Genomic DNA, 14,382 nt, shown 5'->3' on the forward strand with positions numbered 1-14,382 from the left:
ATCTCCGGGGGACGAAGGGTGGGCGGGGCCGGGGGCACCCGTGGGCAGGACCGCCTATGGTCGGACCACAGGGGCACGAGCACGAACAGTACATGTCCCAGGTCACACGCCCAAGCCGGACACGGGCTCGACTCCGGGCCGGGCGAGCTCGATTGTGTGACCGCCCTCACCGGTCTAGCATGGTCAGACCACAGGCGGCGGCGCGTCGTCGCCCCCGTTCCCCGCACCGTCCGGAGGCCGCATGAGAATCGCCCTGTTCGCCACGTGCATCGTGGACGCGATGTACCCGAGGGTCGCGCTGGCCACCGTGCGGGTGCTCGAGCGGCTCGGCCACGAGGTGGTGTTCCCGGCCGGGCAGGGCTGCTGCTCGCAGATGCACGTCAACAGCGGCTACATGGACGACGCCCTGCCGGTGGTCCGCAACCACGTCCACGCCTTCTCCGCCGCCGACTACGACGTGGCCGTGGCCCCCTCGGGCTCCTGCGTGGCCTCCCTGGGGCACCAGCAGCCCATGGTCGCCCGCGCCGGCGGCGACGAGGAGCTGGCCCGGCAGGCCGAGGCCGTCGCCGCGAACACCTACGAGCTCTCCCAGCTGCTCACCGATGTGCTGGGGGTGACCGACGCGGCCGCCCAGCTGGGCTCCTGGTTCCCGCACACGGTGACCTACCACCCGTCCTGCCACGGGATGCGCCTGCTGCGCCTGGGCGACCGGCAGCGGGACCTGATCGCCTCGGTCGCCGACCTGGAACTCGTGGACCTGCCCGACGCCGAGGAGTGCTGCGGGTTCGGCGGCACCTTCTCCTTCAAGGTCCCCGAGGTCTCCGCGGCGATGGCCGAGGAGAAGATCGACAACATCGTCGCCACCGGCGCGCAGCTGTGCACCGGGGGCGATGCCTCCTGCCTGCTGCACCTGGGCGGGGCCATGGCCCGCCGGGACACCGGCGTGACCACGGTGCACTTCGCCGAGATCCTCGCCTCCACCCGGGGCAACCCCCTGGAGGTCTCCGGGCCGGTGGAGCTGTCCATCCCGTCCCCGAAGGCGCGCCGCGCGGCGCCGTCGTCGCGCCCGTCCGTCAACTCCGCCACGTCCACCGCCCGAGGAGGTGCCCAGTGAGCCGCACCGCCCTGGGAATGCCCGCCGTCCGTCCCGTGCACGGGCAGGGGAACCTGCACGCCGAGACGGCGTTCCCCGCCGCCGCCAAGCACGAGCTGGGCAACGCGCAGATGCGCGCCAACATCCGGCACGCCACCCACACCATCCGCGGCAAGCGTGCCCGGGTGGCCGGTGAGCTGCCGGACTGGCAGGAGCTGCGGGCCGCCGGCTCCGCGATCAAGGAGCGCGTCATGGCGCACCTGCCGGAGCTGCTCGAGGAGTTCGAGGCCAACGTCACCGCCCGCGGCGGCACCGTGCACTGGGCGCGGGACGCGGAGGAGGCCAACCGGATCGTCACCGAGCTCGTGCAGGCCACCGGCTCCACCGACGTCATCAAGATCAAATCCATGGCCACGCAGGAGATCGGCCTCGACCAGCATCTCTCCGCGGCCGGGATCGAGGCCACGGAGACCGATCTCGCCGAGCTGATCGTCCAGCTGGGCCATGACAAGCCCTCCCACATCCTTGTCCCGGCCATCCACAAGAACCGGCACGAGATCCGCGACATCTTCCTGGCCGAGATGCCCGAGACCGACGAGAGCCTCACCGCCGAGCCGCGGGATCTGGCCGAGGCGGCCCGGTCCCACCTGCGGGAGAAGTTCCTCACCACCTCGGTGGCGATCTCCGGGGCGAACTTCGGCGTGGCCGAGACCGGGACGCTGACCGTGGTGGAGTCCGAGGGCAACGGGCGGATGTGCCTGACCCTGCCCGAGACCCTGATCACCGTGATGGGCATCGAGAAGATCGTGCCCACCTTCCAGGACTTCGAGGTCTTCCTGCAGCTGCTCCCGCGCTCCTCCACCGGCGAGCGGATGAACCCCTACACCTCCCTGTGGACCGGCGTCACGCCCGGGGACGGGCCGCAGGACGTGCACGTGGTGCTGCTCGACAACGGCCGCTCCGCGGTGCTCTCCGACCCCCAGGGACGCTCGGCGCTGCACTGCATCCGTTGCTCGGCGTGCCTGAACGTCTGCCCCGTCTACGAGCAGACCGGCGGCCACGCCTACGGCTCCACCTACCCGGGGCCCATCGGCGCGATCCTCTCCCCGCAGCTCACGGGCATCACCTCCGCGGAGAACGCCTCGCTGCCCTACGCGTCCTCGCTGTGCGGGGCCTGCTACGACGTCTGCCCGGTGAAGATCAACATCCCCGAGATCCTCGTGCACCTGCGCGACGAGGATGTGCGCACCCGCCACGGCGAACGGCCCGACGACGGCGCCGCCGATGCCGGGGCGCCGTCCCGGCGCGGGCCGCAGGTCCCGTCCCAGATGGACCTGATGATGAAGGGGGCGTCCTTCGTGATGTCCTCCGGCACGCGGATGGCGCTGGCCGAGAAGGGCCTGCCGCTGGGGCGGGCCGTGGCCGGGCGGGACCGGGCCATCTCCTGGCTGCCCGGCGTGGTGAGCGGCTGGACCGAGCAGCGGGACATTCCCGCCCCGCCGAAGGAGTCCTTCCGCAACTGGTGGGCCAAGCACGGCGACGAGACCGAGCAGCGGCTGCGGCAGGACGGAATCCCGGGCGCCGCCGCCGACGAGGAGGGGACCGCATGAGCACCGACGCGAAGACCGAGATCCTGGCCCGCATCCGCGGCGCGCTGGGCGACGCCCCGGCGGTCCCGGGAGTCGAGCGCACCTACCGGCGGGCCTCCGGCCGGGCGCGCGCGGAGGTCGTCGACATGCTCGAGGACCGGCTCGTCGACTACAAGGCCGCCGTGCACCGGGAGACGGCCGGGTCCCTGCCGGACCGGATCGCCGCGCTGCTGGGCGCGTCCTCCCGCTACGTGGTGCCCGAGGGCCTGGACCGGTCGTGGCTGCCGGAGGAGACCGGCATGCGGCGGGCGATCGTGGACCCCAACGACGCCCGGGCCGCCTCGGCCCTGGGGGTGCGCGAGCTCAACGCGGTGGACGCCGTGATCACCGCCTCCACGGTCTCCTGCGCCGAGACCGGCACGATCTTCCTCACCGGCCGCGCCGACGAGGGCCGGCGGGCGATCAGCCTGGTCCCGGACCACCACATCTGCGTGGTGGCCCTGGACACGGTGGTCGAGCTGGTCCCGGAGGCGCTCGCCCGGGTCGAGCCGACCGCCCCGGTCACGATGATCTCCGGGCCGTCGGCGACCTCGGACATCGAGCTCGAGCGGGTCGAGGGTGTGCACGGGCCCCGGCGGCTGGACGTGGTGCTGCTCGGCTGACCGGAACAGGGCTCGACCGGTCCTCCCGCTCGGTGTGTCGTTCTCGGGCCAGTTCCATGATTTGCGATGGAGAAATGCCTAAGCTGGCGGCGTGAAGGAATCAACGCTCGTCGCCGTGGTCGTCGTCGGTGCCCTGGCGCTCGGCGGCGGCACCATCGCCACTCAGCTCTCCGCCCGCGCCGAGCAGGAGGCCCAGGCGGCCCCGCCGGTCTGCACGGTCCTGGACCGCTCCGAGCTGGCCCCCGGGTCCGGGGCCCTCTACGGCGTGAACCTGGACTGGGAGGACAAGCCGCTGGCCGACTACGCCGACCGGCTGGGCCACCGGCCCGCGGTCTCCGTGTCCTTCACGGGCTTCCCCTACGACGAGCGCGGGCACGACTACCTGCGGATGGCGGCCGACCAGGTCCGCGCCGACGGCCAGATGCTCCTGCTGACCCTCGAGCCCGAGGGCGGGCTCGAGGAGGTGACCGACGACGCCGTGCAGGAGCTGACGGCCGACCTCGCCGCGATCAATGACTCCGGGGTGCCGGTCATCGTGCGCTTCGCCCACGAGATGAACGGCTCCTGGTACGCCTGGGGTCAGCAGCCGGCCGCCTACGTGGAGGCCTACCGGCGGGTGGCCGAGGCGGTGCACGAACAGGCCCCCGGTTCGGCGATGATGTGGGCTCCCAACTACGGGGGCGGGTACCCGTTCGCCGGTGGGCAGTACGAGGCCGAGCCCGGCACCGCCGATTTCGCCGCCCTGGACACCGACGGCAACGGCGAGCTCACCATGGCCGACGACCCGTACGCCCCGTACTATCCCGGCGACGACGCCGTGGACTGGGTGGGGATGTCCCTGTACCACTGGGGCGACGCCCACCCCTGGGGTGAGAACGAGCTCCCCGAGCCCGGCAAGTTCGCGGCCCAGCTCACCGGCACCTACGACGGCGCCGGCGGCGACGACCGCGCCGTGCCCGACTTCTACGCCGAGTACGGGGAGCGGCGCGGCAAGCCCGTGGCCATCCCGGAGACCGCCGCGCTGTACAACCCTGCCGAGGGCGGCGCCGACGAGCTGGCGATCAAGCAGGCGTGGTGGGGGCAGGTCTTCGACCCGTCGATCCCGCAGGACTTCCCGCAGCTGAAGCTGATCAGCTGGTTCGAGTGGAACAAGCACGAGGTGGAGATCGACGGGCCCGTGGACTGGACGACCACCAACACCGCCGCCGTGCGAGAGGCCTTCACCGCCGACCTGCCCGACTGGCTGCGCTGGGGACCCGAGGAGAGCTGCACCGCACCCGGTTCCTGAACCGGGCGCTGGTCCTGTTCCGGGCTCAGGAACCGGGCGCGGTGCAGTCCCGTCCGCTACATCGACTCGGACGGCGTCATGATCACGAAGGTCTCACCGTCCGGGCCGGTCGCCGCGGCCATCCGCCCGTACTCGAAGTCGGACGGCTCCGCGGTGATCGAGCCCCCGGCGCTGCGGACGCGCTCCGCGGCCGCGTCGACGTCCTCGACCTGGAACGCCACGCCCCACCCCTGCTGGGCGCCGTCCGTGGTGGGGTCCGGGCCGCCGATCCCGCCGGCGGGCCGCTCTCCGCCCGGGACGCTGAACATGGCGTATGGCATGGAGTCGTCGCCGATGTCCTGGTACTCGTAGCCGAACAGGCCCCCGTAGAAGTCCCGGGCGGCGGCGGGGTCGCCGGTCATGAGGTCGCACCAGGCCGCGGTGCCGGGCTCGTCGACCCGGCGGAAGCCGGTGTGCTCCTTGGCCTGCCACATCCCGAAGGTGGAGCCCGTGGGATCGACCCACATCCCCATGAATCCGAAGGGGCCGACCTCCATGGGCTCGTAGACCTGGGTGGCCCCGGCGTCCGTGGCCTTCGCGGCGTGGGCGGCGATGTCGTCGGTGGCGAGGTACACCGACCACACGTGCGGGGCGTCCTCCATGCCCTCCATGGTGGGGGAGAGCCCGGCCACGGGGTCGCCGTCGCCGCTGGTGCCGCCGCTGCCGTCGAGCAGGGCGTTGCAGTAGCCGCCGTACTCGGGCTGGGACTTGGAGTACGTCCAGCCGAGGACGTCGCGGTAGAAGGCCTGGGTGCGCTCCAGGTCGGAGGCCATGAGGTCCACCCAGCAGGGCGTGCCGGCGGGCCAGGGATTCGTGTGCGTGCTCATGACGATCGTCCTTCGCAGAACCGATGGATGGATGCGCCGGAGACCCGCACCGACCGGTGTGACCTCCGACACTCCCCATGCTAGGAACCGCCCCGGACGCGCTAACGGGCCGCTCGACCGGCGCTCGAGCGGCACCGCCCCGGCGTCGTCGTGCCCGGGAGAACGCGGAACTAGGCTGTGCGCACGAGGAGAGGGGGCACCATGAGGATGATGCTGCTGACCGCGGGCTCCCGCGGGGACGTGGAGCCGTTCGCCGCGCTGGCCCGCCGTGCGGCCGCGCAGGGGCACGAGGTCCGGCTGGCCGCACCCGAGAACCCGGGGGCCGATCTGTCCGGGCTCGACACGGTGGGCCTGGAGGTCGAATTCCAACGGCTGATCGGCACGCAGGGCGCCTCGCCGTGGACGGCCGTGCGCCACTACCGCACCGAGGTCGGCCCCGGCATGCGCCGGATGCTCGCCGCCGCCGTCCGCGAGACCCTGGCCTTCCGGCCCGACGTGGTGGTGCACCACCCCAAGGTCCTCACCGCACCGGCCGTCGCCGACGCGCTCGGCGTCCCGCACGTGGTGGTGGAGACCGTGCCCGCCCTCACCCCCACCCGGGAGTTCCCGGCCCCCGGGGTGGTCAACCGCGACCTCGGGCCGTTCAACCGGTTCACCTACGCGGCCACCCGCGGCGCCGGGCGGATGTTCCGCCGTGACATCGAGCGGGCGTGCGCGCAGCTGCCCGGCTTCACCCCGGACGCTGCTGTCTCGGCGCCGGCGGCGTCGCTGGTGCCGATCAGCCCGCAGCTGCTGCCGCGTCCCGCCGACTGGCCCGCCACGACCCACCTCACGGGCGCGTGGCACGACGACGCCGACACTCCGCAGCTTGATCCTGATGTGGCCCGGTTCCTGCGGGGCGGTGCCTACCTGGTGGCCGGCTTCGGGTCCATGGCCGCCGGCGACCCGCTGGCCCGGGGGAGGGCCGTGGTGGAGGCCGCCCGCGCCCACGGTCTGCGCACGCTGCTGCTCACGGGCTGGGGCGGCCTCGCCCTGCCCGGCGCGCTGCGCGGCGACGACGTGCACGTCACCCGGTCCGTGCCGCTGGACGCGGGGCTGCCCGGCGCGGCGCTCGCCGTGCACCACGGCGGAGCCGGGACCGTGCACACCGTGGCCCGGTCCGGCGTGCCGCACGTGGTCGTTCCCTTCCTCGCCGACCAGCCGTTCTGGGGCCGGCAGCTGCACCGGCTCGGGCTCGCGCCGGCGCCCGTTCCCCGGAAGCGGCTCACCACGGAGCGGCTCACGGCGGCGATCGTCGAGGCACTCACCTGCGCCGCCACCGCCGAGCGGGTGGGGGAGGAGATCCGGCGGGAGCACGGGCTGCAAACGGCGCTCGACATCGTGCTCTCGTGCTGAACCGGGAAATGCGCAGAACACTGATTGTCATCGGCGACCTTTGTCACCGACCTTTCCGGGGCGCGCGGTTTCGCGGAATGCGTGCTGCGTCATTTCCTGCATATCGACATTCGCTTTCCTGGAAATGCCGGGTGACCTGCGTCGACACCGGAAAAGACCGGTGCTCGGTTAGGGTCTGAGCCGTACAGCACCCCGCATGTGGGGACAGCAGTCCATCGGGCGACCGCCGAAGCGCCCACGACGCCGAGGGGCCGATCCGTGCAGACCGCCGTGAACGCAGCACCCCTGTGGCTCCTGCTCGGCTCCGGTCTGGCCGGCGCGGCGCTCGGAGCGCTCCTGCCCCGGGTGGTCGTCCGCTGCAGCCCCGTCGAGGACGAGCCGCGGCCGGCTCCGTCCCGGCTGGTGCTCGCCGCAGGCACGGCGGTCCTGTTCGTTCTGGTGGCCGCAGTCCTGGGCGTTTCGTGGGAGCTGCCGGCGTACCTGTTCTTCGCCGCCGTCGCCGTGGTGCTCACCGTGATCGACCTGCGCCACCACCTCCTGCCCAACGCCGTGGTCCTGCCCGCGCTGGGCGTCGGGTTCGTGCTCCTGGCCTGTGCTGCGGCAGGTCAGGGCGACTGGGGCGGCCTGCTTCGGGCCGTGCTCGGTGCCCTGGTGCTGTTCGTGCTGTATCTCGTGCTAGCGCTGATCTCGCCGGCCGGCCTCGGCATGGGCGACGTCAAGGTCGCCGCCGTGCTCGGCCTGTTCCTCGGCTACCAGGGGTGGGGCGCGCTGTTCGTCGGCGCCGTCCTGGCGTCCGTGATCGGCGCGGTGGTGGGGCTCGCCGTGCTGGCGTCCCGCCGCGGTGGCCTGCGCAGCGACGTCCCGTTCGGCCCCTCGATGTTGGCCGGTGCTCTGTTGGCCGTGGTGGTGGGGGAGCGGATGGCCCGGGAATACCTGCTGCCGGGGCTGTACTGACGCCGTTCGGGGGACAAGCGGTCCGCCGCGCACCTCCATGCATGTGCATGTAGTTCCCCACTAGGCATTACGTCGCTGTTTGACGTCCCCCAAACTGCATGCGTTCGAATGCTTGTGTCTTTGCGATCGCTACCGCTATCTTTTCTACAGGTCGGTAGGCAAGCGGCAGACAGATCCCGCAAGACGCGAATGCCAAGGGCTCGTCCTCCGATCACCCCCCTTTTTCTCTCTTACCCTGAGGACTCATCATGCTGCCCATTCTCGTCACCCTGCAGTACGTCGCCGACGCCAAGAACTCCATCGTGGACCGCCTGACCCGCGAGGAGAAGGGCGCCACCGCCGTCGAGTACGGCCTGATCGTCGGCCTGATCGCTGTCGGCATCATTGCCGCCGTCATCACGCTTGGTGATTCACTTGCCGAAATGTTCGGCAACGTGAACACCGAACTGGGCAAGGCCGGCTGAGGCCGGTGGCGACACTTAACCATTGCTAGTTGCGCGCTTGCACCGCGGCGTCCCAAAACCGGGCGTCGCGGTGCTTGGCGTAGGGCTAAGTGAGCCAGACATTGCATTCGGCTCATTCAAAGAATAAAGCTCCTAGTTGGAAAGGTGCGACCATGAGCCTGACGCGCTCCGAACGTGGTGCTGCGGCTGTGGAGTTCGCGCTCGTCGTGCCGCTCCTTTTGGCGCTACTACTGGGCATCATCGAGTTCGGGCACTATTTCAACGTCCAGATCTCCGCCACCCACGCCGCGCGTGAAGCGGCACGGACCATGTCGATCACCGGCAATTGGACCAAGGCCGAGGACGCCGGACGCAAGGCCTCGCCCACGCTTAAACAATCTTTGGTGACCCTGAACCGGAATCCGCTCTCGTGCAGTCCCGGCGCCACCGTCAGCGTGACAGTGACGTACAAGTTCGACTCCTACACCGGGATCGTCAAGAACAAGGACCTCATCGGAAAGGCGACTCAGCGGTGCGGCGGCTGATCATCCACCTCCAGCGCTCTACGGCTGCGCACCGCGAGGCCAGCGAACGCGGAGCTGTCGCCGTGCTAACGGCCCTGACCCTGGTGGTACTTCTCGGCTTCGTGGCGCTGGCCGTCGATGTCGGGCTGCTCTACGCCGAACGCGCGGAGCTGCAGTCCGGCGCGGACGCCGCAGCCCTCGCCATCGCTCGCGACTGCGGGCAGGGAGTCAACTGCACGCCGGAACTCGCCGCACCCATTGCCCAACAGATGGCCGATGCGAACGCCGGTGACGGCAAGGCAGCAGCCTCAACGCCCGTGTTCGAGGGCAATACAGTACGGACCACGGTCACCACCCGGGACAAGAGCGGTGCTGGGTCGCTGGCTCTGAACTTTGCTCCTCTCATCGGGGCCGACGACCGGGCCACGGTCTCCGCCACCGCTTCCGCCGCGTGGGGAGCTCCGCTCAGCGGCATCGCCATCTGGCCGGTGGCCTTCGCGGAGTGCGAGTTCGACCTGTCGGGCCAGCCCCAGGCACTGACGCTCGGCGCAAAGGGCGGGACTCTGTGCTCCAAGTACAACGCCAGCGGGGACCTCAACCCGCCCGGCGGCTTCGGCTGGATCGGTGACGACAAGGACGGGTCCTGCTCGCAGCAGGTGAGCGTGGGCAGCCAGATCCAATCCACAGGTACGAGTCTGCCTCAGGACTGCAATGCCACTCTTGCGAAACAGCTGGAGAACCGAACCATCCTCATCCCCGTCTACGACGACAAGGTCGGTCAGGGCAAGAACGGCTACTACGACATCAGCGGGTGGGCCGCCTTCCACATCGAGGGCTACACCTTCACCGGCAACGTCAGCTGGGAACCCCAGAAGGTCACGCAGTTCTGCAACGGCAGCTGCGACGGCATCTACGGACGATTCGTCCGGTTCACCTCCTTCGACGAGGGCTTCACCATCGGCCCGCCGTCCTCCTTCGGTGTGTCCGTCGTCGACCTCCGGGAATGACATGAACTGCCGACCAGAGGGAGCACACCGGCTCTCCTCGCTCAGCCGCCCTCCTAGCTCACAGCCACTCGTGCACCGCTCACCCGTGAGGATGACACTTCCGTGAAGACCCGAATTCTCGCCGGCTTCGTGATGGCCGTCCTGGCTGTCGCCGGCCTGGTCCTCGTCACCACATACGTCGGCGCCGCTGACGCCCGCGCCTTGAACGACCAGGAACCGCGCGAGGTCTACCTCGTCACCGCACCGATTCCCGAGGGCACGCCCGTCAAGGAGTTCGGCGAGTCCATCGCCGTGCACACGGTGCCCGCCGCCGTCGTGCCGGACGGGGCGCTGTCCTCCCTCGACGGCCAGAGCGGCAAGGTCGCCGGCGTCGACCTGCAGCCGGGAGAGCAGCTGCTCGACTCCCGCCTGGTCGACCCGCAGGCTCTCGAGGCTCCCGGCACCGTTCCTGTGCCGGAGGGGCTGCAGGAGGTGACCGTCCAGCTGGACGCTCCCCGCGTGGTCGGCGGCCAGCTCGCGGCCGGTGACCGCGTCGGTTTCTTCGTCTCCTTCGAGGGTGACGACAACCGCCAGTCCCGGACCGCCAAGGACCTTGACAAGGTCCTGGTCACCTCGGTGCAGGGCGCGCCCTCCTCAGCGGCGCCCGCAGCGGGCGAGAGCGGCGCGGAGACCACCGGTTCCGGAGCCCCGGCCGTTCCGGAGGGCACGATGCTCGTCACCTTCGCCGTCAACGCCGACACCGCCGAGAAGATCGTCTACGCCTCCGAGTTCGGCCGGATCTGGCTCTCCCTCGAGCCGGAGGACGCCGAGGAGAACGCCAACGGCGCCACGCGGGAGGACTTCTCATGAGCCGCCTGTTGCTGTTCACCGGCGATCCCGCCTACGACGCCCGTTTCCGCCAGGCCGTCCAGGGCCGGCTGCCCGGCGAGGTGCAGACCGTCCTCGGCACCGCACTGCCGTCCACCCCGGACGAGCTGCTCGGTCGCTCCGTCGGCGAACTCCCCTCGGTGGTCGTCATCGGCCCCGGCGTGGACCTCTACGAGGCCATGCGCCTGGGCGGCGTCTTCGACATCCAGCGTCCCGAGGTCGCCCTCGTCCTGGTGGTGCCGGGAGACATGTCCCTGGCCGTGGCTGCGATGCGCGCCGGCTTCCGCGACGTGCTCGACCTCGACGCCGACCCCGACGGCATCCTCGGCACCCTGTCCCGCGTCCTGGACGCCGCGGAGTCCCGCCGCCGCGTGCTCCCCTCCGGAGGGCCGGCCACCGGGAGCCTGCCCCCCGTGCCGTCGGCCCGCCGCGACGACTCGCGCACCATCGTCGTGACCTCGCCCAAGGGCGGGGTCGGCAAGACCACCGTGGCCACCAACCTGGCCGTGGGGCTGGGCCGGATCGCACCCATGAGCACGGTCATCGTGGACCTGGACGTCCAGTTCGGGGACGTCGCCGCCTCGCTGCGGCTGGCCCCCGAGCACTCGCTCACCGAGGCCGTCAGCGGCCCGTCCGTCGACGACGCCCTGGTGCTCAAGACTTTCCTCACCGTCCACCCCGCCTCGATCTACGCGCTGTGCACCCCGGCCAACCCCGCCGAGGGTGAGCTCGTGGGCGGCGCCCAGGTGGCGCACCTTCTCGAACAGCTCTCCGGCCAGTTCCAGTACGTCGTCATCGACACCGCCCCCGGCATGGGCGAGCACGCCCTCGCCGCACTGGAGGCGGCCACCGACGTCGTCTTCCTCACCGGCATGGACGTTCCCGGGGTGCGCGGGCTGCGCAAGCAGATGGACCTGCTCGGGGAGATCGACCTCGTGCCGCCGCGCGCGCAGGTCGTGGTCAATGCCGCCGACCGCAACACCGGACTGTCGATGCAGGATATCGAGGCCACGATCCGCGCCTCGGTCGACCACGTGGTCCCGCGCTCCCGCATGGCCGCCTACGCCACCAACCGTGGCGAGCCCCTGCTGCTGCACGCACCCAAGGACAAGGCCGCCCGGCAGCTGCAGGCTCTCGTCGACTCCTTCGCTCCCGATCGTTCCGCTCCACGCCGGGGCCTGTCACGGAAGGCTCTGGTTCGCTCATGAGGCTCGCAGAACGCCTGGCCGCCGCTCGCGGCGAGACCCTCCCCCCGCCCTTTACGGCTCCGGCTCCTCCTTCCGGGGCAGCAGGGAATCAGGATGGTTCCGCTGATCGGCTCGAGGCGAAGGCCGTCACGTCGACGGCCGAGGACTTCCCTCCGGCTGTGGGCGACGCGCCGGCCCTGAGCTCGCTCGTGCTCCCCTCCTCGGATCCGGAGGTGCTGGGGGTGCCGGACGAGCCGGCCCCGCGGATGCAGCCCGGGAAGTTCGACGCGCTGGCCGGGCTGAAGCACCGGGTCAAGCAGGAACTGCTGGACCGCATCGGCTCCCGGCAGTCCGACTCGAGCCTCAGCGACGTCCAGCTCAGGGACTTCGCCACCAAGGAGCTCACGCGCATCGTCGCCGAGGAGCAGGTGCCGATGTCCTCCGAGGAGCGGATCCGCCTGATCCGCTCCGTGAGCGACGACGTGCTCGGCTACGGCCCGCTGCAGGAGCTGCTCGACGACGATTCCGTCACCGAGATCATGGTCAACGGGCCGGACCAGATCTTCATCGAGCAGAAGGGCAAGGTGACCCTGTCCGAGTCGACCTTCGCCTCCGAGCAGGACCTGCGCCACGTCATCGAGAAGATCGTCACCCAGGTGGGCCGGCGCATCGACGAGTCCTCACCGCTGGTCGACGCGCGCCTGCCCGACGGTTCCCGCGTCAACGCGGTCATCCCTCCGCTGGCGGTGAAGGGTTCGTCCCTGACGATCCGCAAGTTCGCCAAGGACCCGCTGACCATCGAGGACCTCATCCGCTTCGGGTCGGTCTCCCCGCAGATGGCCGACCTGCTCCGGGCCTGCGTCGAGGCGCACCTCAACATTCTCGTGGCCGGCGGCACCGGCACCGGCAAGACCACGATGCTCAACGTGATGTCCTCGTTCATTCCGCACGGCGAGCGCATCGTGACCATCGAGGACGCCGTGGAGCTGCAGCTGCAGCAGGAGCACGTGGTCCAGCTCGAGTCGCGGCCGGCCAACATCGAGGGCCGCGGCGAGATCACCATCCGCGACCTGCTCAAGAACTCCCTGCGCATGCGTCCCGACCGGATCGTGGTGGGGGAGTGCCGCGGCGGCGAGGCGCTGGACATGCTCCAGGCCATGAACACCGGCCACGACGGGTCGATCTCGACCATCCACGCCAACTCCCCGCGGGACACCATCTCGCGGCTGGAGACCCTGGTGATGATGGCAGGCATGGACCTGCCCCAGCGGGCGATCCGTGAGCAGATCACCTCGGCCATCCACGTGGTCGTCCAGCTCTCACGCCTGCGCGACGGCACCCGCCGAGTCACCCACATCACCGAGATCCAGGGCATGGAGGGCGAGACCGTGACCCTGCAGGACGCCTTCCTCTTCGACTGGGATGCCGGTGTGGACCCGCGCACCGGCCGCTTCCGCGGCACGACCCGCTCCACCGGCGTGCGTCCGCGGTTCGTGGACAAGTTCGAGGACTACGGCATCAAGCTGCACCCCTCCGTCTTCGACCCCGGGCGACGCTGATGGCGCCGCTGCTGGCCGGCGTCGGGCTGCTCGTCCTCGCCGGACTGCTCGCACTGTTCGTGGTCTTCCGCTCCCGCACCCCGCGGCTGCCGATGGACCGGCGTCGGCCCCCACGAGGGCCTCGAGAGCTGGAAGCCTCGCAGCTGTCCCGGCTCTCGGGCGTGACCACCGAAGCGGTCGCGGAGTTCCTGGAGCGCAAGGGCTGGACCCGCAGAGTCGCCGCGGCGCTCGAGAACGCCGGGATCAAGTCCTCCCCGGCGGACTTCCTCATCCTGGTGGTCGTCGGGATGGTGGTCGCCGCCGCTGTCGGCACCCTGGCCGGGGGACTGCTGCTCGGACTGCTGTTCCTTCTCGCGGCTCCGCTCCTGGCCAAGATGGCGGTCGGCTTCCTCACGAACCGGCGCAAGCGGATCTTCGCCGATCAGCTCGACAACACCCTCCAGCTGTTCTCCGGTTCCCTGCGGGCCGGCCACTCGCTGCTGAGGGCCATCGACGCGGTGGCGAAGGAGTCGGAGGCACCCACCTCTGAGGAGCTGACGCGGATCGTCAACGAGACCCGCCTCGGCATGGACCTCGACGACTCCATGGCCCAGGCCGCCAAACGCATGGGGTCCGAGGACTTCTCCTGGGTCGCCCAAGCCATTGGTATTCACCGCGAGGTCGGCGGTGACCTCGCCGAGGTCCTGGACCGCGTGGCGGGCACCATCCGCGAGCGCAACCAGATCCGGCGCCAGGTCAAGACGCTCTCGGCGGAGGGGAAGATGTCCGCCTACATCCTCATGGCGCTGCCCGTGCTGATCGCCGGGATCCTGTCCCTGATCTCCCCGGACTACATCTCTCAGTTCCTGACCAGCGGCTTCTTCGGCTACGCGATGATCTTAGTCGCGCTGCTGATGTTCTCCATCGGCGGCTTCTGGATGTCGCGGATCGTCAAGATCACCTTCTGAG

At 70.5% G+C, this 14,382-nt stretch carries 14 protein-coding genes; 13 read left to right on the forward strand and 1 reads right to left on the reverse strand.

Annotation, left to right across the window (positions count from 1 at the left end; all coding sequences use genetic code 11):
- The first annotated feature begins 241 nt into the window (after positions 1 to 241).
- The 4 genes from PU704_RS06060 (at position 242) to PU704_RS06075 (ending at position 4,632) form a co-directional block, all read left to right on the forward strand.
- Complete coding sequence (locus PU704_RS06060; RefSeq protein WP_277550647.1) at positions 242 to 1,114, forward strand: (Fe-S)-binding protein; 873 nt, start codon at positions 242 to 244, stop codon at positions 1,112 to 1,114.
- On the forward strand, positions 1,111 to 2,703 hold the full coding sequence (locus PU704_RS06065; protein WP_277550648.1) for a LutB/LldF family L-lactate oxidation iron-sulfur protein: 1,593 nt from the start codon (positions 1,111 to 1,113) through the stop codon (positions 2,701 to 2,703). Before PU704_RS06060 ends, PU704_RS06065 begins: the two co-directional genes overlap by 4 nt.
- The gene (locus PU704_RS06070) at positions 2,700 to 3,344 is read left to right on the forward strand and encodes a LutC/YkgG family protein (RefSeq protein ID WP_277550649.1); all 645 of its coding nucleotides are present in this window, start codon (positions 2,700 to 2,702) and stop codon (positions 3,342 to 3,344) included. Before PU704_RS06065 ends, PU704_RS06070 begins: the two co-directional genes overlap by 4 nt.
- A 91-nt stretch (positions 3,345 to 3,435) precedes the next feature.
- Positions 3,436 to 4,632, forward strand: coding sequence for a glycoside hydrolase family 26 protein (locus PU704_RS06075; RefSeq protein ID WP_277550650.1), 1,197 nt, complete (start codon positions 3,436 to 3,438; stop codon positions 4,630 to 4,632).
- 56 nt (positions 4,633 to 4,688) lie between these two features.
- On the opposite strand, the gene PU704_RS06080 is transcribed toward PU704_RS06075, so the two are convergent.
- On the reverse strand, positions 4,689 to 5,498 hold the full coding sequence (locus PU704_RS06080) for a VOC family protein (RefSeq protein ID WP_277550652.1): 810 nt from the start codon (positions 5,496 to 5,498) through the stop codon (positions 4,689 to 4,691).
- Positions 5,499 to 5,699: 201 nt separating this feature from the next.
- Here PU704_RS06080 and PU704_RS06085 point away from each other — a divergent pair, with 201 nt between their 5' ends.
- From PU704_RS06085 to PU704_RS06125, 9 genes are all read left to right on the forward strand, one after another.
- Positions 5,700 to 6,893: a glycosyltransferase gene (locus tag PU704_RS06085; RefSeq protein WP_277550654.1), complete on the forward strand. Its 1,194-nt coding sequence runs from the start codon at positions 5,700 to 5,702 to the stop codon at positions 6,891 to 6,893.
- Between the two features lie 258 nt (positions 6,894 to 7,151).
- Complete coding sequence (locus PU704_RS06090) at positions 7,152 to 7,847, forward strand: prepilin peptidase (RefSeq protein WP_277550655.1); 696 nt, start codon at positions 7,152 to 7,154, stop codon at positions 7,845 to 7,847.
- A 248-nt stretch (positions 7,848 to 8,095) separates the two neighbouring features.
- Positions 8,096 to 8,311, forward strand: coding sequence for a Flp family type IVb pilin (locus PU704_RS06095; protein WP_277550656.1), 216 nt, complete (start codon positions 8,096 to 8,098; stop codon positions 8,309 to 8,311).
- A 152-nt stretch (positions 8,312 to 8,463) separates the two neighbouring features.
- Positions 8,464 to 8,835, forward strand: coding sequence for a TadE family protein (locus tag PU704_RS06100; protein ID WP_277550657.1), 372 nt, complete (start codon positions 8,464 to 8,466; stop codon positions 8,833 to 8,835).
- The gene (locus PU704_RS06105) at positions 8,823 to 9,821 is read left to right on the forward strand and encodes a pilus assembly protein TadG-related protein (RefSeq protein ID WP_277550658.1); all 999 of its coding nucleotides are present in this window, start codon (positions 8,823 to 8,825) and stop codon (positions 9,819 to 9,821) included. Before PU704_RS06100 ends, PU704_RS06105 begins: the two co-directional genes overlap by 13 nt.
- Before the next feature lie 102 nt (positions 9,822 to 9,923).
- Positions 9,924 to 10,670, forward strand: a complete 747-nt coding sequence (gene cpaB / locus PU704_RS06110; protein WP_277550660.1) for a Flp pilus assembly protein CpaB — start codon at positions 9,924 to 9,926, stop codon at positions 10,668 to 10,670.
- Positions 10,667 to 11,896, forward strand: coding sequence for a CpaE/TadZ family protein (locus PU704_RS06115; RefSeq protein WP_277550661.1), 1,230 nt, complete (start codon positions 10,667 to 10,669; stop codon positions 11,894 to 11,896). The genes cpaB and PU704_RS06115 overlap by 4 nt, the downstream gene beginning before the upstream one ends.
- Entirely contained in the window at positions 11,893 to 13,434 is a 1,542-nt protein-coding gene (locus tag PU704_RS06120; RefSeq protein WP_277550662.1) for a TadA family conjugal transfer-associated ATPase, read from the forward strand. Before PU704_RS06115 ends, PU704_RS06120 begins: the two co-directional genes overlap by 4 nt.
- The gene (locus tag PU704_RS06125; protein ID WP_277550663.1) at positions 13,434 to 14,381 is read left to right on the forward strand and encodes a type II secretion system F family protein; all 948 of its coding nucleotides are present in this window, start codon (positions 13,434 to 13,436) and stop codon (positions 14,379 to 14,381) included. The genes PU704_RS06120 and PU704_RS06125 overlap by 1 nt, the downstream gene beginning before the upstream one ends.
- Position 14,382 lies beyond the last annotated feature (1 nt).

Origin of the sequence: Kocuria oceani (genome assembly GCF_029524215.1) — a bacterium.
GTDB lineage: Bacteria > Actinomycetota > Actinomycetes > Actinomycetales > Micrococcaceae > Kocuria > Kocuria oceani.

Bases quoted from the DNA above. Each gene is read 5' to 3' on its own strand.
- PU704_RS06060 (WP_277550647.1), top strand. From the start codon at position 242: ATGAGAATCGCCCTGTTCGCCACGTGCATCGTGGACGCGATGTACCCG.
- PU704_RS06070 (WP_277550649.1), top strand. From the start codon at position 2,700: ATGAGCACCGACGCGAAGACCGAGATCCTGGCCCGCATCCGCGGCGCG.
- PU704_RS06085 (WP_277550654.1), top strand. From the start codon at position 5,700: ATGAGGATGATGCTGCTGACCGCGGGCTCCCGCGGGGACGTGGAGCCG.
- PU704_RS06100 (WP_277550657.1), top strand. From the start codon at position 8,464: ATGAGCCTGACGCGCTCCGAACGTGGTGCTGCGGCTGTGGAGTTCGCG.
- PU704_RS06125 (WP_277550663.1), top strand. From the start codon at position 13,434: ATGGCGCCGCTGCTGGCCGGCGTCGGGCTGCTCGTCCTCGCCGGACTG.
- PU704_RS06080 (WP_277550652.1), bottom strand. From the start codon at position 5,498: ATGAGCACGCACACGAATCCCTGGCCCGCCGGCACGCCCTGCTGGGTG.
- PU704_RS06115 (WP_277550661.1), top strand. From the start codon at position 10,667: ATGAGCCGCCTGTTGCTGTTCACCGGCGATCCCGCCTACGACGCCCGT.
- PU704_RS06120 (WP_277550662.1), top strand. From the start codon at position 11,893: ATGAGGCTCGCAGAACGCCTGGCCGCCGCTCGCGGCGAGACCCTCCCC.
- PU704_RS06095 (WP_277550656.1), top strand. From the start codon at position 8,096: ATGCTGCCCATTCTCGTCACCCTGCAGTACGTCGCCGACGCCAAGAAC.